Annotated in this window: 13 protein-coding genes and 4 tRNA genes; 15 read left to right on the top strand and 2 right to left on the bottom strand. The window is 54.8% G+C overall.

Annotated elements, in window-relative coordinates:
- Window positions 1–26: 26 nt before the first annotated feature.
- The 9 genes from gltX to WG219_14100 all read left to right on the top strand — a co-directional run bounded on the left by gltX (window position 27) and on the right by WG219_14100 (window position 5,117).
- On the top strand, window positions 27–1,508 hold the full coding sequence (gene gltX, locus WG219_14140) for a glutamate--tRNA ligase (protein ID WXL24458.1): 1,482 nt from the start codon (window positions 27–29) through the stop codon (window positions 1,506–1,508).
- Between the two features lie 146 nt (window positions 1,509–1,654).
- A tRNA-Ala gene (locus tag WG219_14135) sits at window positions 1,655–1,730 on the top strand.
- Between the two features lie 66 nt (window positions 1,731–1,796).
- Window positions 1,797–1,872: transfer RNA gene (locus tag WG219_14130), tRNA-Glu, on the top strand.
- A gap of 50 nt (window positions 1,873–1,922) precedes the next feature.
- Window positions 1,923–1,998, top strand: a tRNA-Ala gene (locus tag WG219_14125).
- Window positions 1,999–2,047: 49 nt separating this feature from the next.
- Window positions 2,048–2,123: transfer RNA gene (locus WG219_14120), tRNA-Glu, on the top strand.
- 282 nt (window positions 2,124–2,405) lie between these two features.
- Entirely contained in the window at window positions 2,406–3,056 is a 651-nt protein-coding gene (locus tag WG219_14115; protein ID WXL24457.1) for a bifunctional 4-hydroxy-2-oxoglutarate aldolase/2-dehydro-3-deoxy-phosphogluconate aldolase, read from the top strand.
- The gene (locus WG219_14110) at window positions 3,053–3,499 is read left to right on the top strand and encodes a thioesterase family protein (protein WXL24456.1); all 447 of its coding nucleotides are present in this window, start codon (window positions 3,053–3,055) and stop codon (window positions 3,497–3,499) included. The genes WG219_14115 and WG219_14110 overlap by 4 nt, the downstream gene beginning before the upstream one ends.
- Before the next feature lie 71 nt (window positions 3,500–3,570).
- Window positions 3,571–4,548: a tRNA-dihydrouridine synthase gene (locus tag WG219_14105; protein ID WXL24455.1), complete on the top strand. Its 978-nt coding sequence runs from the start codon at window positions 3,571–3,573 to the stop codon at window positions 4,546–4,548.
- Window positions 4,549–4,670: 122 nt separating this feature from the next.
- Window positions 4,671–5,117 carry an Hsp20 family protein gene (locus WG219_14100; GenBank protein ID WXL24454.1) on the top strand — a complete coding sequence of 149 codons (447 nt, stop codon included), beginning with the start codon at window positions 4,671–4,673 and terminating at the stop codon, window positions 5,115–5,117.
- Window positions 5,118–5,180: 63 nt separating this feature from the next.
- Here WG219_14100 and WG219_14095 read toward each other — a convergent pair whose 3' ends face one another.
- Together WG219_14095 and WG219_14090 are read right to left on the bottom strand one after the other, a co-directional pair.
- Entirely contained in the window at window positions 5,181–8,480 is a 3,300-nt protein-coding gene (locus tag WG219_14095) for a PAS domain S-box protein (GenBank protein WXL24453.1), read from the bottom strand.
- A 107-nt stretch (window positions 8,481–8,587) separates the two neighbouring features.
- Window positions 8,588–9,469, bottom strand: a complete 882-nt coding sequence (locus WG219_14090; protein WXL24452.1) for a LysR family transcriptional regulator — start codon at window positions 9,467–9,469, stop codon at window positions 8,588–8,590.
- A gap of 166 nt (window positions 9,470–9,635) precedes the next feature.
- On the opposite strand from WG219_14090, the gene leuC reads away from it, so the two are divergent.
- The 6 genes from leuC to WG219_14060 all read left to right on the top strand — a co-directional run bounded on the left by leuC (window position 9,636) and on the right by WG219_14060 (window position 18,273).
- A complete protein-coding gene (gene leuC / locus WG219_14085) occupies window positions 9,636–11,063 on the top strand; it encodes a 3-isopropylmalate dehydratase large subunit (GenBank protein ID WXL24451.1) in 1,428 nt (475 codons plus the stop codon).
- Between the two features lie 10 nt (window positions 11,064–11,073).
- Window positions 11,074–11,721: a 3-isopropylmalate dehydratase small subunit gene (leuD, locus tag WG219_14080; protein WXL24450.1), complete on the top strand. Its 648-nt coding sequence runs from the start codon at window positions 11,074–11,076 to the stop codon at window positions 11,719–11,721.
- A 51-nt stretch (window positions 11,722–11,772) separates the two neighbouring features.
- Window positions 11,773–12,855, top strand: coding sequence for a 3-isopropylmalate dehydrogenase (gene leuB, locus WG219_14075; GenBank protein ID WXL24449.1), 1,083 nt, complete (start codon window positions 11,773–11,775; stop codon window positions 12,853–12,855).
- A gap of 54 nt (window positions 12,856–12,909) precedes the next feature.
- Entirely contained in the window at window positions 12,910–14,022 is a 1,113-nt protein-coding gene (gene asd, locus WG219_14070) for an aspartate-semialdehyde dehydrogenase (protein ID WXL24448.1), read from the top strand.
- 144 nt (window positions 14,023–14,166) lie between these two features.
- Window positions 14,167–15,177 (top strand): aspartate-semialdehyde dehydrogenase, encoded by a 1,011-nt coding sequence (locus WG219_14065; protein ID WXL24447.1) that lies wholly within the window; start codon window positions 14,167–14,169, stop codon window positions 15,175–15,177.
- 153 nt (window positions 15,178–15,330) lie between these two features.
- Window positions 15,331–18,273 (top strand): FimV/HubP family polar landmark protein, encoded by a 2,943-nt coding sequence (locus WG219_14060; GenBank protein ID WXL24446.1) that lies wholly within the window; start codon window positions 15,331–15,333, stop codon window positions 18,271–18,273.
- Window position 18,274: the final 1 nt, after the last annotated feature.

The following is an 18,274-nucleotide window of genomic DNA, read 5'->3' as shown; positions in this document are numbered from 1 at the left end:
TTCCTTGCAATTCTTCGAGAACTTCCATGACCACCGTACGCACCCGTATCGCGCCGTCGCCAACCGGCGATCCGCACGTAGGTACCGCCTATATCGCTCTGTTCAATATGTGCTTTGCCCGTCAGCACGGTGGCGAGTTCATCCTGCGTATCGAAGACACTGACCAGCTGCGCTCGACCCGTGAGTCCGAGCAACAGATCTTTGATGCTCTGCGCTGGCTGGGTATCGAATGGAGCGAGGGGCCGGATGTTGGTGGTCCCCACGGCCCGTACCGGCAGAGTGAGCGCGGCCACATCTACCAGAAATACAGTGCCGAGCTGGTCGAAAAAGGCCATGCCTTCCACTGTTTCTGTAGCGCCGAGCGTCTGGATAAAGTGCGTGCTGAACAAATGGAAGCCAAGCAGACGCCGCGTTATGACGGACACTGCATGCACCTGTCAGCTGAAGAAGTGCAAAAGCGCTTAGCCGCAGGCGAACCCAATGTGGTGCGCATGAAGGTGCCGACCGAAGGTGTCTGTGTGGTACCGGATATGCTCCGTGGCGACGTCGAGATTCCGTGGGATCGTATGGACATGCAGGTTCTGATGAAGACCGATGGCCTGCCGACTTACTTCCTGGCCAACGTGGTCGACGACCACTTGATGGGTATCACCCACGTACTGCGTGGTGAAGAATGGTTGCCGTCAGCACCTAAACTGATCCTGCTGTATGAATACTTCGGCTGGGAGCAGCCCAAGCTGTGCTACATGCCGCTGCTGCGTAACCCGGACAAGAGCAAGCTGTCCAAGCGCAAGAACCCGACTTCGATCACTTTCTATGAGCGCATGGGCTTCCTGCCTCAGGCGATGCTTAACTACCTCGGTCGTATGGGCTGGTCGATGCCGGACGAACGCGAGAAGTTCACTCTGGATGAGATGATCGCCAACTTTGACATCAACCGTGTGTCGTTGGGCGGTCCAATCTTCGATTTGGAAAAACTGTCCTGGCTTAATGGCCAATGGATGCGTGAGCTGAGTGTTGAAGATTTTGCTAGAGAAGCTCAAAAATGGGCTTTCAACAGCAATTACATGATGCAGATTGCTCCGCATGTGCAGGGTAGGGTTGAAACGTTTAGCCAGATTGCGCCACTGGCCAGTTTCTTCTTCGCTGGTGCTCTGAACCTTGATGCCAAGCTGTTCGAAAGCAAGAAGCTCTCTGCTGATCAGGTGCGCCAAGTGATGCAGCTGATTTTGTGGAAGCTGGAAGCCCTGCGTCAGTGGGAAAAAGACAATATCACAGCTTGCATCCAGGCTGTGGTTGAGCATTTGCAACTGAAGTTGCGCGATGCCATGCCGCTGATGTTCGCCGCAATTACAGGGCAGGCCAGCTCGGTTTCGGTGCTGGATGCCATGGAAATTATCGGCCCTGACCTGACCCGTTTCCGCCTGCGCCAAGCCATCGAACTGCTCGGTGGTGTGTCGAAGAAGGAAAACAAAGAGTGGGAAAAGCTGCTGAGCGCGATTGCCTGATCAGCAGCAGTGGCTGGTCGGCGCGATGCGACGATCGGCCATATTGGGTAAGTGTTTGTTCTGTCAGCAGAAAATATTGTGCTAGCGCATAAAAATTTGTTGACACAGGCGGGGCGCGCTCTTAACATGCGCCCCGTCCTTGAGATGGGGCTATAGCTCAGCTGGGAGAGCGCTTGCATGGCATGCAAGAGGTCGACGGTTCGATCCCGTCTAGCTCCACCAATCTCAAAGCCGAAAGGCTTGCCACAGTGGGCTCAATATGAGTCGGCTGTTTTGAAGGGTTTTTGCGTCCCCTTCGTCTAGTGGCCTAGGACACCGCCCTTTCACGGCGGTAACAGGGGTTCGAGTCCCCTAGGGGACGCCACTATTTCCAGCCCAGTGCTTCGGCGCTGAGTGTCGAGAGACGTTAAATCCGGGGCTATAGCTCAGCTGGGAGAGCGCTTGCATGGCATGCAAGAGGTCGACGGTTCGATCCCGTCTAGCTCCACCAATTTCACGACAGGTCAGCAAAATCGCTGGCTTTGTTCTCGAAGGTTTCCGTCCCCTTCGTCTAGTGGCCTAGGACACCGCCCTTTCACGGCGGTAACAGGGGTTCGAGTCCCCTAGGGGACGCCATTTTTACCTGCCTTGCAGGCTCTGAAAGGGTCATTCGTATGAATGGCCCTTTTGTTTTATCTGGCTCCTGCACACTAATCCCCAGCATTAATGGCGCTGCGAATGATGCATTGTCATCTTTGGCGTTCAGCATTTTTGTAGCGCATAGGGTTATCGGCTCTATATCTGCCGTTATAGACTGCCCAGCTGTTGTGCCCTGTCATACTCAGTAGAGTGTCATTCTGCGCTCTGGAGCGGGGGCAGGCATTTTGTTCGCAGAAAGACAGGTGTGGAGAGCAAGGTATGAGCCTGACGATGGATGCAGTACTCCGCCAAGCCCGTCCGGTTTTACCGGTTTTGGTAATCGAAGATGTGAGCTTGGCTGTTGATCTGGCTGCTGCATTGCAGGCAGGCGGGATCAGTGTGCTTGAGGTGACGTTGCGGACGCCCGTTGCACTTGATGCGTTGCAGGCCATGCGTAAAGCACTGCCGGATTTGCTCATTGGTGCGGGGACACTGATCCATGTCGAGCAATTCGAAGAGGCCAAAGATGCTGGGGCTCAATTTGCCGTCAGTCCCGGATTTACTGAGCGTCTTGCAACGGCTGCAGATGCATCAGGGTTGCCTTACCTGCCCGGTGCTATGACGCCTTCTGAAGTGCTAATGGCGCTGGAGCATGGTTATCGCTCACTGAAATTGTTTCCAGCGGATGGCGCCAGCAGCATCAAAATGCTGAAAAGCTTCAAAGGGCCCTTCACCGGCATCCGCTTTTGCCCGACAGGTGGTGTTAACCCTGACAACCTTCTGAATTTCTTGCACTTGCCCAATGTGGCTTGTGTTGGCGGGACTTGGATCGCTCCGAGTAATTTGGTGCGCGCCCGCGCATGGGATCAAATCACTCAGTTGGCCAAGGAAGCGTGCGAGCTGGCCGGTAACTTGGAGCAAACCTTATGACTTGGGACTACGCCAATCCATTTGTGATTGATTTGCGCGTCAATGCTGATGACATTGATGGATTGGGGCATGCGAATAATGCGGTTTACGTCAGTTGGCTCGAGCGCTGTGCATGGCGTCATTCGCAGTTTTTGGGCTTGGACTTGGCAGAATACCGTCGCCTGGATCGCGCCATGGCTGTTGTGCGGCATGAGATCGACTATTTAGCCAGTGCCTATGAGGATCAGCAGTTGCAGATGGCGACCTGGATCGTTGAGTCAGATAACCGATTGAAGATGAGTCGGCATTTTCAACTGATTCGCCCTGAGGACGGCCTCACCTTGTTGCGGGCGAAAACGACATTCGTTTGCATCGAGTTATCCACTGGCAAGCCAAAACGCATGCCGCCTGAGTTTGTTGAAGGTTATGGTGGTGCTCTGCTGTCCGCCGATTTGCTGCAGTAATTGGTTACTGGCTGTTCATCAGAAAAGCTACGCCGCGTACACTACGCGGCGTTTTTTCGAGAGCTGACCTGATGCAGATTGCCTTAGCCCCGATGGAGGGGCTGGTTGATGAAATTCTCCGTGATGTCCTGACCCGTGTTGGTGGCATCGACTGGTGTGTGACCGAGTTTATTCGCGTCACTGAGCGTGTGTTGCCGACCAGTACCTACCAAAAACTGGCCCCTGAGCTGTTTGCCGGTGCGCAGACCGCGGCTGGAACGCCAATGCGCGTGCAGTTTCTGGGCTCCGATCCGACTTGCCTGGCGGATAATGCGGCGTTTGCTTGCACCTTGGGGGCGCCGGTCATCGACCTGAACTTTGGCTGTCCGGCCAAGACTGTTAACAAGTCTCGGGGTGGCGCCATCCTGCTGAAGGAGCCGGAGCTGCTGCATGCCATTGTTCGTGAGGTCCGTCGCTCGGTTCCGTCCCATATACCGGTGACTGCCAAGATGCGTCTGGGGTTTGATCACAAAGACTATGCGCTGGAGTGTGCAGAGGCGTTGGCGGAGGGCGGGGCTGCGCACCTTGTGGTGCATGCCCGGACTAAGGTCGAGGGTTATAAGCCGCCTGCACACTGGGAATGGGTGGCCAAGGTTCAGGAAAGCGTCAAGGTTCCGGTGTTCGCTAACGGTGAGGTGTGGACCTTGGACGATTGGCGGCGCTGCCGTGAAGTAAGTGGTGTCGAAGACATCATGCTGGGGCGGGGCCTGGTGGCTCGCCCTGACCTGGCCAGGCAGATCGCGGCGGCAAAGGCGGGGACCGAGGTGGCTGCAATGACTTGGCAAGAGCTTCAGCCGCTTTTGGCTGATTTCTGGTTGCAGGCTCGTCGTAAGCTTTCGCCGCGTTATGCGCCGGGGCGAATCAAGCAATGGTTGGCCATGCTGACCCGCAGTTATCCAGAGGCCACTGAGCTGTTTAGTGTGCTGCGCCGTGAGACAGACTGCCGGCGTATCGATCAGTTGCTGGGTGTTGATTGCCCTGAAACCCCATGGCTGCATGCTCATCTCTAAGGGGGTGTAAGAAATTTTTTCAAGGTCTTGAAAACCCTTTGAGTGACCACATGTTTATTAGCGTGGGATGCCGAAGTCGGGTCCCGCGTGAAATTACTCGCTGAATATCAGGAGATTTAAACATGAGCACTGCATTTTCTCTGACCCCACTTTTCCGTCATTCCGTTGGCTTCGACCGTTTTAACGATCTGTTTGAATCGGCCATGCGTAATGAAAGCGGTAGCAGCTACCCACCCTACAACGTTGAAAAATATGCCGATGACAAATACCGCATTGTGGTTGCGGCGGCAGGTTTCCAGGAAGAAGACCTGGAGTTGCAGGTAGAGCGTGGCGTGTTGACCGTGACCGGTAGCAAGCGCGAGTCTCAAGGTGAGAGCGTAACGTACCTGTATCAAGGCATCGCCCAGCGCGCATTCAAACTGTCGTTCCGTCTGGCTGACCATATTGAAGTTAAGTCGGCAGCCCTGGCAAACGGCCTGCTGAACATTGATCTGGTACGCATCATCCCGGAAGAGGCGAAGGCCAAGCGCATTCCGATTGGTGCAACCACACCGGCGCTGCAAAACTAAGCCGCCATCTGGCTGGTAGCCGTCTATTAACCAACAAGGGCACCTTACGGTGCCCTTGTTGTTTCAGAAGGTATTTGGCAGTCGGTTTTCGATCAGCAACTCTGCGAACTCATCTGCAGGCACTGGTTTGCTGAAGAGATATCCCTGATAGTCGTTGCAGCCCTGCATCTGAAGGAACTGCAGCTGTTCAACTCGCTCCACGCCTTCAGCGACTACGCTCAGCCCCAAGCTACGAGCCATGGCAATAATGGCGCGGATGATACCGGCATCATTGCTGTCCAGTACGGCGTCACGGACAAAAGATTGATCGATTTTCAGTGTCTCGACTGGTAGACGTTTCAGGTAAGTCAATGAGCTGTAGCCGGTGCCAAAGTCATCCATAGCGAAGCTCACGCCGATACGTTTCAGGCGGTGCATCTTGGCGATCGTGTCATCCAGGTGCTGAATGACAATGCTTTCCGTGATCTCTAGCTTGAGCATGCGCGCAGGCAGCTGGGTTTCACGAAGAATTCCTTCAACTTGCTCAACGAAATCAGGCTGGCGGAACTGGCGGGGGCTGATGTTGACGCATAGGCTGAAATCCAGAGGGCTGATCAAGTCTTTTTGAACGAGCTGTGCGCATTCAGAACAGGCCTTTCTCAGGACCCAGTTTCCCACCTCGATGATGAGGCCGCTTTCTTCAAGTACATGAATGAACAGTGCGGGGGATTGCTGGCCGTTAAGTGGGTGAAACCAGCGTAATAGCGCTTCACAACCGATAATTTTGTTTTCGCTGGCATTGATTTGTGGCTGAAAAAACAATTCAAACTCATTGCGGGCAAGTGCCTGCCCGAGCTCGTTTTCCAGTCGCAGTCGTTCACTGGCTGCCTGCTGCATGGACTCATGGAATAGCTCGGTGGTGTTTCGTCCGCCATCTTTGGCTCGGTACAGGGCGATATCGGCGCGCTTGAGCAAGTCGTCTGGGTTGTCTCCGTGGTCGGGGATTAGGGCAATACCAATACTGGGGGTAATCCGCAGTTGGTGGCCGTCTACTTGCATGGGGTCAATTAACAATTGGCGCAGTTTTTCAGCCAATTCACGAATGTGCTTGAGGACTGATGCGCGTCTCCCTTCAAGCCCGGAGATGAGGATGACGAACTCATCTCCACCCAATCGCGCGACGGTGTCTTCCTGGCGTACGCTGGCCTCCAAGCGTGCGGTAATCAGTTTCAGTACAGCATCACCTACCGGATGTCCCAAGGAGTCGTTGATGTGTTTGAAGTGATCCAAATCGATAAACATCAACGCGCCGCGGAGATTGTGGCGCTTTAGCAGGGCAATTTGCTGAGTGAGTCGATCTAGCAACAGAGCGCGGTTGGGTAGGTTGGTTAGAGGGTCGTGGTAGGCCAGATGTTGTACCTGTGCTTGTGCCTCTTTCAGGTCGCTAATATCACGGGCGGTGAGGAGTAGGCAGGGTTTGCCGTGGAGGTGAATAGGTTCGACGGAGACTTCGACCACGCGCACTTTTCCATCGCGCTGACGGCCATGCATTTCCATGTGATACACGTGTCCGTCCTCTTTTACACGACGGATCATCATTTCGCGTTCGTGGGGATAAACCCAGACATTTAGCTCTTCAGTTGTACGGCCTATCACTTCCTCTGCGCTGTAACCTGTCAGGCGGCAGAATCCTTCATTAACTTCCAGGCAGCGGCCAGTATCGCGTTCGGTGATGGTGATGGAGTCAGGGCTGGAGTGGAAAGCAATGGCAAACTTTTCTTCACTGGCTTTCAGCTCTTCCTGCGCTTGTTGCAGCTGGGTAATGTCCCGGAACGTGCTGAGCAGGCATGGTTGCTCGTTAATCATGATGGCTCTGGAGGAGACTACGCAGGTGATCGGTTTGCCGTTTCTATCCAGATAGTGGGCGACTTCGTTGTCCAGTCGCTGGCTAAGCTGAATTTTTTTATAGAGCTTCTGGCGTTCTTCAAGGTCTGCCCACAGCTTCACATCCGTCATCTTGCGACCCAGAACTTCCTCCGGCGTCCAACCAAAGGTCTGAGTGAAGCTGGAATTTATTTCTAGGGCGATTCCATCAGGAAGTGTGGTGAGTGTCACCGGGTCAGGGCTGGCTTGGAACAAGCTGGAGAATTTGGCTTCGGAGGCAGCTAAATCTTTTTCGCGAAGAACACGGTCAGTGATATCGATCAGGATGCCTGCCATGCGCTCAGGTTTTCCGTCTGCGCAGCGATACAGTTTGGCGGTGCTCTCTAGATAGCGAACCTGATTGTCAGGTAGTAGAGCTTTGTAGGTGATTTGAAAGTTTGCGCGAATTCCTTGCAAGATTTGCTCGTACTGTTCGCGCATGCGCCGGCGATCCTCCATTGGGATCACCGAGAAAAAGTCTCCGAAACAGTCCTGGAATGGTTCTTCTGGTAGGCCGTGTAATTGTGCTGCCCGGGCTGAGCCGAATAGGGTATTGCTTGGGATATGCCACTCCCATGTGCCTAGGTCCACAGACGCTAAAGCAAGATTAAGCCTTTCTTGGCTGTTTCTGAGTTCTTCTTCTTGCTGACGTTGCAGTGTGATGTCGCGTAGCGACAGAACAAGGCATGGCTTATTTTCTAGGTTGATTATCCCGCCGAATATCAGGACGCGACATTGGGTGCCGTCACGGTGATAAAGCGAAACCTCCAATCCATTGAGCCGGTCTGTGCGAGCTGCTTCAACCATGCGCAGACGGTCTTCGTTGCTTCCCCACAAGTTGAGTGCAGTGGACGTCTGGCCAATGGTTTCCTCGCTAGTCCAGCCGAACTGCTGTTCGAATCCACGGTTTACTTCTATAAAACGGCCTTCGTTGAGCGTGGTGATGACCACTGCGTCGGGTGTGTAATGAAAGGCTTGAGAGAACTTGTCTTCGCTGTTGCGTAAGGCCTGTTCTTGAGTTTGCTGCTGGGTAATATCCCGAATAACGCCCATGACCCGCTGTTTACCATCGGCGTCCTGTTGCATGCTGCCGCTGATTTCCAGCCAGTGCAGGGTGCCGTCAAGCCAGTAAATGCGGTGACGAATTGCGCTGCGAGCTGGGTTGCCTTTGAGGAATTGTTCAAAGACCTCAATAACAGCCGGGCGGTCATCTTCATGGATCAGGTCGATGTATTCGACGGGGCTGCTCAGTGGGTGGTTGGGATCGAGCCCAAACAGGGCTTGGGCGCCGCGTGACCAGCAAATAGCGCCGCTCTCGATATCCCAGTACCAGGCTCCTAATTTGGCGCCAGTCAGGGCTCTCAAAAGCCTCGGAGCATCGTTCCAAGTGCTTTCGAACTCGGCAGGGTCAGTGGCAGGAATATACGGTAGACGGGGATGGCGATCAGTGGGTGTGGCCACATCCGCGTTTCCTTCTGGTTAGTGAGATGCGCTGAACAGCCACTGGGGCTTATTCGTGCAAACCCTTTCTTATATTTGTATACGCAAGTTAGCGTTTTGTCGCTTCCCTATGCAAGGTCGTCTCGGTGTGAATCCAGAAGCTGCATAAAGGCCCGCGCCGCGTTGGACAGAGTTCTTTCACCATGAAAGATATAGCCCAGTTGTCGCGAAAGTTGAATGCCGGGTAAGGGGAGGCGGAAAACCTGATCGTCCAGCATGGTGCGCGGTAGCACGCTCCAGGCGATGCCGATCGAGACCATCATCTTGATGGTCTCTAGGTAGTTGGTGCTCATGCCAATATTGGGTGTCAGGCCCTGGGCTTCGAACAAACCGCTGACGATATGCCGGGTAAAGGTATTGCCCCCAGGAAACACCGCTGGGTGGCGTGCCACATCTGTCAGGGTGATGGCGTCAATCTGCGCCAGTGGGTGGCCAGGGGCTGCTACGAAGTCTAAGGGGTCATCCCACACCGGTACGGCATGCACGGGCTCGCGGGTTTGAGGGGCGAGGGTGATAACTGCCAGTTCGGCTCGGCCGTGGAGGACTTCCTCGTAAGCCACCTCTGAGTCCAGAAACTGAATGTCCAGTGCGACCTTGGGGTGGGCCTGGGTATAAGCCCGCAGCAGCGGTGGTAGCCGATGCAGACCAATGTGGTGACTGGTGGCCAAAGTGAGGCGGCCGCTGATCTCGCCGTTGAGGTTGGTCAGGGCCCGACGCGTATCATCGAGCACGTTAATTATTTGGTAGGCTCGGGGCAGCAAGGCGCGGCCTGCCTCGGTGAGGCTGATTTCCCGGCCAAGGCGATCAAACAGGCGCATTTCCAGTTGTTGCTCTAGGCTGGCGATGCGTTTGCTCACGGCGGGCTGAGTGAGGTGCAAGTGTTCGCCAGCTTCAGAAAAGCTGCCGTGTTCGGCCACGGCGATAAATGCGTGCAGGGCGGCTAAGTCCATGGCGCCTATCTCACGGGTTGGAGGATGGGGGATTTAAGTATTCCAAGTGGGAATCCATAAGATGAAAAATATGAATTTGAGTAATTTAACTCAAAATCATAGGATTGACACATAAGCCAGAGGGCTATTGGCCCTGGCATATAAATACGCTGATGAGGATAGGCTGATGGCCGGCAAAACGCTGTATGACAAGCTTTGGGATATGCATGAGGTCAAACGTCGTGACGATGGTTCGTCACTGATCTATATCGACCGTCACATTCTTCACGAAGTGACTTCGCCGCAAGCGTTTGAAGGCCTGCGTCTGGCTGGCCGCAAACCTTGGCGCATTGATGCCAACATCGCGACGCCTGACCACAACGTGCCGACCAGTAAGGACGAGCGCGAGGGCGGTGTAAGCGCCATTGTTGACGAGGTGTCCCGCATCCAGGTGCAGACGCTCGACGAGAACTGTGATGCCTTCGGAATTCTTGAGTTCAAGATGAACGACATCCGTCAGGGTATCGTTCACGTAGTTGGTCCAGAGCAGGGCGCGACTCTGCCAGGCATGACTGTTGTGTGTGGCGACTCCCACACTTCGACTCATGGCGCTTTCGGTGCTTTGGCTCACGGCATTGGTACCTCTGAAGTGGAGCACGTGCTTGCCACTCAGTGTCTTGTAGCCAAGAAAATGAAAAACATGCAGGTGCGTGTTGAAGGCAAGCTGCCGTTTGGCGTGACTGCTAAAGACATCGTATTGGCTGTGATCGGTAAGATTGGTACTGCTGGTGGTACTGGCCATGCGCTTGAGTTCGCGGGTAGTGCCATCCGTGACTTGTCCCTCGAAGGCCGCATGACCCTTTGCAACATGTCCATTGAAGCCGGTGCCCGCGTTGGCTTGGTGGCTGTTGATGAAAAGACTATTGCCTACGTGGAAGGCCGCCCGTACGCACCGAAAGGTGCAGATTGGGAAAAGGCCGTGGCTCAGTGGAAGGGGCTGGTTTCCGATGCTGACGCGCACTTCGATACAGTTGTCGAGCTGAAAGCTGAAGACATCAAGCCGCAAGTCAGCTGGGGCACGTCCCCTGAGATGGTTTTGGCTGTCGATCAGTGTGTGCCGGATCCGGCCGCTGAGGCTGACCCGGTCAAACGTGACTCCATCGTGCGCGCACTTAAGTACATGGGCCTGACTGCTAACCAGCCGATCACTGATATTCGTCTGGATCGTGTGTTTATCGGCTCTTGCACCAACTCACGGATTGAAGACTTGCGTGCGGCAGCTGAAGTTGCCAAAGGCCGCAAAGTCGCAGCTAACGTGAAACAGGCATTGGTTGTACCTGGTTCGGGTTTGGTTAAGGCTCAGGCTGAGAAAGAAGGTCTGGACAAGATCTTTATCGAAGCGGGTTTCGAGTGGCGTGAGCCGGGTTGCTCCATGTGTCTGGCCATGAACCCGGACAAACTGGGCAGCGGTGAGCATTGCGCCTCCACCTCCAACCGTAACTTTGAAGGGCGTCAGGGTGCCGGTGGTCGTACTCACCTGGTTAGCCCAGCCATGGCCGCTGCAGCTGCCGTAGCAGGCCACTTTATTGACGTACGTGAATTTCTCCAGGCCTGAGGACACGATCATGAAAGCTTTTACTCAACACACCGGTCTGGTCGTACCTTTGGATCGCGCTAACGTCGATACCGATCAGATCATCCCGAAGCAGTTTCTGAAGTCGATCAAACGTACCGGCTTTGGCCCGAACCTGTTTGATGAGTGGCGTTATCTGGATGTTGGGCAGCCCAACCAAGACAACTCCAAGCGTCCGATTAATCCGGAGTTCGTATTGAACTTCCCGCGTTACCAGGGTGGCAGCGTCCTGTTGGCACGCGAAAACTTCGGCTGTGGCTCCAGCCGTGAGCACGCACCGTGGGCATTGGACGAGTATGGCTTCCGTGCGGTGATCGCACCGAGCTTCGCTGATATCTTCTTTAACAACAGTTTCAAGAACGGCCTGCTGCCGATCATCCTCAAAGAGGATGAAGTGGATGTGCTGTTCCAGCAGGCTGAGGCCACTGTCGGGTATCAGTTGACCGTTGATCTGGCGGCACAAACAGTAACCCGTCCGGACGGTGTGCAATACAGTTTTGAGGTAGATGCTTTCCGTAAGCATTGCCTGCTTAATGGTCTGGACGATATCGGCCTGACCTTGCAGGACGCTGAAGCCATTAAGGCATTTGAAAGCAGCTATCAGCAGAGCAGCCCGTGGCTGTTCGGCGCTATTAAGTAATAAGTCGGGTGAGTGCGAGGCGCTCGCCCCATTAGAAGAATTGAGGAAAGCATGTCCAAACAGATTCTGATTCTCCCAGGCGACGGTATTGGCCCGGAAATCGTGAACGAAGCCGTCAAAGTGCTGCGTACCGCGAACGAAAAATTCCAGTTGGAGCTTGAGCTGAGCTTTGACGAGCTGGGTGGCGCTGCCGTAGATAAATACGGAGTGCCGTTGGCTGACGAGACGTTGGAGCGTGCCCGTGCAGCAGACGCCATTCTGCTGGGGGCTGTTGGCGGCCCGAAATGGGACAAGATCGAGCCTGCAATCCGTCCGGAGCGTGGCCTGCTGAAGATTCGTTCTCAACTGGGTCTGTTTGCTAACCTGCGTCCGGCCATTTTGTATCCGCAACTGGCTGCAGCTTCTTCTCTGAAGCCTGAAGTTGTATCGGGTCTAGACATCCTTATCGTGCGTGAACTGACCGGCGGTATCTACTTCGGTCAGCCTCGCGAAAGCAAGGTGCTGGAAAATGGCGAGCGTATGGCCTTCGATACGCTGCCCTACAGCGAGAGCGAAGTCCGTCGGATTGCCCGTGTCGGTTTCGACATGGCGCGTGTGCGCGGCAAGCGTCTGTGCTCGGTAGACAAGGCAAACGTGCTGGCCTCCAGCCAACTGTGGCGTGCAGTCGTCGAAGAAGTGGCCAAGGACTATCCAGACGTAGAGTTGTCACATATGTACGTCGATAATGCCGCCATGCAGCTGGTACGTGCACCGAAACAGTTTGATGTGATGGTTACTGACAATATGTTCGGTGACATTCTCTCGGATGAGGCTTCCATGCTGACCGGTTCCATCGGTATGCTGCCTTCCGCATCGCTGGATGCCAACAACAAGGGCATGTATGAACCTTGTCATGGCAGTGCCCCGGATATCGCGGGTCAAGGCGTTGCTAACCCGCTTGCAACCATTCTGTCCGTATCGATGATGCTGCGTTATAGCTTCGGTCAGAGCGCCGCTGCTGATGCGATCGAGCTGGCAGTCAGCAAGGTTCTGGATCAGGGCCTGCGCACGGGTGATATTTACAGCGAAGGTACGACCAAGGTTGGAGCTGCCGCGATGGGTGACGCTGTAGTCGAAGCGTTGCGCAATCTGTAATCTTTCTGGCCCGCCGGGTACCTCCGGCGGCTAGCTTATATAGGTGTAGTTGTTATGAAACGTGTAGGTCTTATCGGCTGGCGCGGCATGGTTGGTTCCGTGCTGATGCAGCGCATGCTGGAAGAGCGGGATTTCGACTTGATCGAGCCTGTCTTCTTCACCACTTCCAATGTTGGCGGTCAGGGACCGGCTATTGGTAAGGAAATTGCGCCTCTCAAGGATGCTTACAGCATCGATGAGCTGAAAAACCTTGACGTTATTCTGACCTGTCAAGGTGGCGACTACACCAATGAAGTATTCCCTAAGCTGCGTGAAGCAGGTTGGCAGGGCTACTGGATTGACGCTGCATCCTCGCTGCGCATGGATGATAGCTCCGTTATCGTGCTGGACCCGGTTAACCGTAAGGTTATAGACCAGCAGCTGGATGCAGGTGTTAAAAACTACATCGGCGGTAACTGCACCGTCAGCCTGATGCTGATGGCGCTTGGCGGTCTGTATGAAGCCGGCTTGGTTGAGTGGATGAGCGCCATGACCTATCAGGCGGCTTCCGGTGCTGGTGCGCAGAACATGCGTGAGCTGATCAAGCAGATGGGGGCGATCAACGCTTCCGTTGCTGATGAGCTGGCAGACCCGGCCAGTGCAATCCTGGATATCGACCGTAAAGTGGCTGAAGCCATGCGTGACGACGCCTTCCCGGTCGATAACTTCGGTGTGCCACTGGCTGGTAGCCTGATCCCCTACATCGACAAGGAACTGCCTAACGGTCAGAGCCGTGAAGAGTGGAAGGGCCAGGCTGAAACCAACAAGATTCTGGGTCGCTTCAAGAATCCGATTCCGGTTGATGGTCTGTGCGTACGTATCGGCGCCATGCGCTGCCACAGCCAGGCGCTGACCATCAAGCTGAACAAAGATGTGCCACTGTCGGATATCGAAGGCCTGATCAGCCAGCACAACCCTTGGGTTAAGTTGGTGCCGAACAACCGCGAAGCGAGCATCCGTGAGCTGGGGCCGACTGCCGTCACTGGCACTTTGAGCGTGCCTGTTGGTCGTTTGCGTAAGTTGAACATGGGCTCTCAGTATTTGGGCGCTTTCACTGTAGGTGACCAGCTGCTGTGGGGGGCTGCTGAGCCTTTGCGCCGTATGCTGCGAATCCTGCTGGAGCGTTGATGCGCTGAGGCCAATGCCTCGAAGTAAATCCGCTGAAGCGGGCTGCTGGATATTGACTTAGGTCGGTGTCTGGTAGCCCGCTTCTTTGCATTTGCCTGTCTGATCTATACAGTGCTGCACCTATTTGCTTAGCGACGTAGACCAATGAGTAAGACATTTGATATCGCCGTGATCGGCGCCACGGGCAGTGTGGGGGAAACGCTTGTACAGCTCCTCGAAGAGCGGGAGTTTCCCTTAGCAAACCTGCATTTGCTCGCCAGTGCAGAGTCGGCCGGTCAATCAGTGGCCTTTAAAGGTCGGAACCTGCGCGTCAAGGATGTACAGACGTTCGATTTTTCGACCGTGCGCATTGTCTTTTTTGCTGCAGGCAAGTCTATTACCCGTACTTACGCTGCCCAGGCCAGTGCAGCGGGTTGCTCGGTCATCGACTTGAGCAATGCCCTGGCGCCCGAACAGGCTCCTAGGGTTGTGCCTGAAGTCAATCCACAGTGTCTGGATGAGCTGAGTGCGCCTTATGTGCTGGCAAGTCCTACCCCGGCCAGCATATCTCTTGGCTGCACGCTCGCTGCTTTACCTGAGTCAATCAGCATCAAACAGGTGACAGTCACAGCCTGTATGGCGGTTTCGAGTCGAGGGCGAGAGGGCGTTAGTGAGCTAGCGCGGCAGACCGCGGAGTTGTTGAACGCACGTCCTTTGCAGAACCATGTGTTTGACCGGCAAATGGCATTCAACGTACTGGCTCAGGCCGAGTCAGTTGAAAGTGATGGGCATAGTGCCACCGAGCGACAGATTGCCGCTGATTTGAAGGGGCTACTTGGTCTGCGTGAGTTGGATGTAGCAATTACCTGTATTCAGGTTCCGGTTTTCTTTGGTGATAGCCTCAGCGTCTCTCTGCAAACTGAAAGTGATATAGACCTTCAGCAGGTCTTGGCAGCGCTAGAGGCCGCGCCTGCTCTTGAATTGGTTGACGCTGATGATTACCCGACTGCTGTCGGTGATGCAGTTGGTCAAGACGCTATTTATGTCGGAAGAGTGCGTTCTGGTTTTGACAAGCGTTCTGAACTGAATTTGTGGATTACGTCTGATAATGTGCGTAAGGGCGCTGCGCTAAATGCTGTGCAACTAGCAGAATTATTGATAAAACACTATCTGTAAAAGATACTTACCAAGAAATTTGAAGAAACTTTCGAGCTTGGCAATACTGCTTCGAAGCATTGCTGGACGGGGGAGCACGTTAAGCGTGGAAGTTCAGCGACGCTCAATTAACTCTCGCAGGCTGAGATAAAAAGATAATCAAGGGATAACGCTATGGTTCGGGTTCGCAAACTTGTGCTGGCAATAGCAGCTGCTTCGGCACTGTCATCCGGTATGGCGCATGCTCTGGGACTGGGGGAGGTCACACTGCGCTCAGCTCTGAATCAGCCGCTGCTTGCAGAGATCGAGTTGCTGGAGACGCGTGACCTCTCGTCCAATGAACTCGTGCCCGCGCTGGCCTCTCAGGAAGATTTCAGCAAGGCCGGCGTTGACCGTCAGTACTTCCTTTCGGACCTGAAGTTCACCTCTGTTGTGAAGCCTAACGGCAAGAGCGTGATTCTAGTGACTTCTAGTAAGCCAATGCGCGAGCCATACCTCAACTTCTTGGTGGAGGTGCTATGGCCTAACGGCCGTTTGCTGCGTGAATACACCCTGTTATTGGATCCGCCGCTGTACACCCCGCAAAGCGTTATTCCTGCCAATACCCAGATGCCAGTGGCCTCTGCGCCCGCGCCTCGAATTCAGCCCGCCCCTGTTACATCCTCCCCACTTCCTGCTGTTGCCGTAAATCCTGCCCCACGTCCCAGTGCCGCTGCTCCCGCAGCCGTGCCAAGCCAAGCCAAGCCAGCAACGAGGGCGCTGAGTGACAGTGAGTACCGGACAACGCCTCACGATACCTTATGGGAAATAGCCCGAAGCTCCCGTGGTAACAGCAACGTGCATCAGGTCATGTTAGCGATTCAGGATCTGAATCCTGGGGCGTTTATTGATGGAAACATCAATCGGTTGAAAAGCGGGCAGGTTTTGCGTTTGCCGAGTGATGAGCAGATTCGCAGTCGTTCCCGTAATGATGCGGTTGCCCAAGTGGCTGAGCAGAACAACGCGTGGCGTGAAGGTCGCAGGATTGCAGCAGCTCCCAGTGCCCGACAATTGGATGCCACTCGCCGTACTGCGGCTGAGCCAGCTCCTGCAAAAGTTGAGCAGACAGACAGCCTGAAACTGGTTGCTGCAGACACTGGCAAGGCAGCTGTTGGTAGCGAGGCAGGGTCGGCAGATAGCAAGGCATTGGCCGATAAGCTGGCCGTTACGCAAGAGAGCCTGGACTCTAGCCGCCGGGAAAGTGCAGAGCTCAAGAGCCGTCTTGAAGACTTGCAAAGTCAGCTGGACAAGCTACAGCGCCTGATGGAGCTTAAAGACAGCCAGCTGGCGAAGCTCCAAGCTGACCTTGCTGCACCAAAAGAGCCTGCTGTGGCTCCAGCTACTGTAGCCGAGACGCCTGTTGCGGCGCCTGCCGTTGCCCCAGCGGCTGAAGCTCCGGTTGCCGCGTCAGCACCGGTAGTGACCGAGGCTCCGGCTGAGGAAGTGGCGGAAGCTCCGAAAGTAGCAGAAACTCAGCCAGCTGCCGAAACAGATTACAACTACGCAGAAGAGCCCGCCGCTGAACCTGCTGCTCCGACCGCTAGTGCTGAGCCGGTTGTCGAGGCGCCGGCCGCTCCAGCTGCCCCGGCAGCACCTGTTGCTGATGCGGACGACAGTACTGCGCCGAAAGACGATATTCTCGCCAGTATTTTGGCCAACCCGTTGTGGCTTGGCCTTGCCGGTGGAGCTGCGCTGTTGGCGTTGCTCTTGGCGCTGATGATTGTTTCGCGCCGCAATGCGCTGAAAGAAGCTGAGTTGCAGCAAAACCTCGCTGCTGATAGCGACAAGCCCGATGACCTTGATCCCGACATGCAGCTGCCGGACGATAGTTTCGAAGGGCTGAATGACAGTGCTGAAACCGCCCAGGCAGAGTCTGCAAGCGATGAGCGGGTTACCGCACAAACCGCCGATGTTCTTGGCGAGGCTGATATTTACATCGCCTATGGCCGTTTCCCGCAAGCGGCAGAGCTCCTTGAGGGGGCTATTAAGGAAGAGCCTCAACGCACTGATCTTCGCCTAAAACTGATGGAAGTCTATGCGGAAATGGGCGAGCAGAGCGCCTTTGCCAGTCAGGAAGAAGCGTTGCGCTCGTTGGGTGCAGCTCAGTCTGATATTGATCAGCTCAAGAGCAAATACCCCTCAGTTGCACCAATGGCTGCTGCAGCAATTGCTGGCGGTGCGTTGGCCGCAGCCCCAGAAGCAGAAGCTGATGAGTTGAATCTGGATGACTTGGTGCTGGATGAGCCAGCAGCCTCGGTCGCGCAGGAGGTTGAGGCTGCTCCAGTGCAGGCGATGCCTACAGATCTGGATGATGCATTTGATCTGAGCTTGGATGATCTTGAGGCTGAGCTTGATCGTGAGTTGCAAGCCCCTGCACAGGCTCCAGCTGACGCTGAGCTTGATCTGGATGCGCTCTCTCTGGATAGTGATGAGTTCACCGCATCGTTTGATGAAATCCAGAGTGCTGAACTGGCTACAGCGGATACCTTAGAATTTGATTTGGGGCTGAGCGACGAGCGCGATACTGGCGCTACGCTTGAAAATGACCTAGCTGACTTCAGTTTGGATCTTGAGGAGCCCGCTCAGCCGACGGCTGCAAGCTTGGATGATGAGTTCCTGCTCAGCCTTGATGACGAGCCCGTAGTAGAGCCTGTTTCCGCTCCAGCTGCACCAGTGCCAGATACCGAGGCATTAGCCCAAGACAAACTTGAGCATGACTTTGATCTGGCTGCTGAGTTTGATCTGGCTGAAAGTGATGAGCCTGCTGCACAGCCGTCGGCCGATACTTTTGCCGCTCAGTTGGATAAGGTCAGTGCCGAGTTGGATGGGCTCAGTGTGGATCTGGCGCAGGCTGATCAAACCGGTTCGGAACTCCCTGCATTTGATGATCTGGATGCAGACGACGACTTCGATTTCCTCTCGGGTGCAGATGAGTCCGCTACAAAGCTTGATCTAGCACGTGCATATATTGATATGGGCGATGCTGACGGAGCCCGTGATATCCTCAACGAAGTCATCAACGAAGGTAATGAAGGTCAGCAACAGGAAGCCCGTGAGCTGATCGCTAAATTGGTCTGAT

It is taken from the genome of Pseudomonas mendocina (assembly GCA_037482215.1).
In the GTDB taxonomy this organism is placed as follows: Bacteria; Pseudomonadota; Gammaproteobacteria; order Pseudomonadales; family Pseudomonadaceae; genus Aquipseudomonas; species Aquipseudomonas mendocina_E.
The sequence above is the reverse complement of the archived record's forward strand: the minus strand, read 5'-3'. Positions and strand labels throughout refer to the sequence as shown.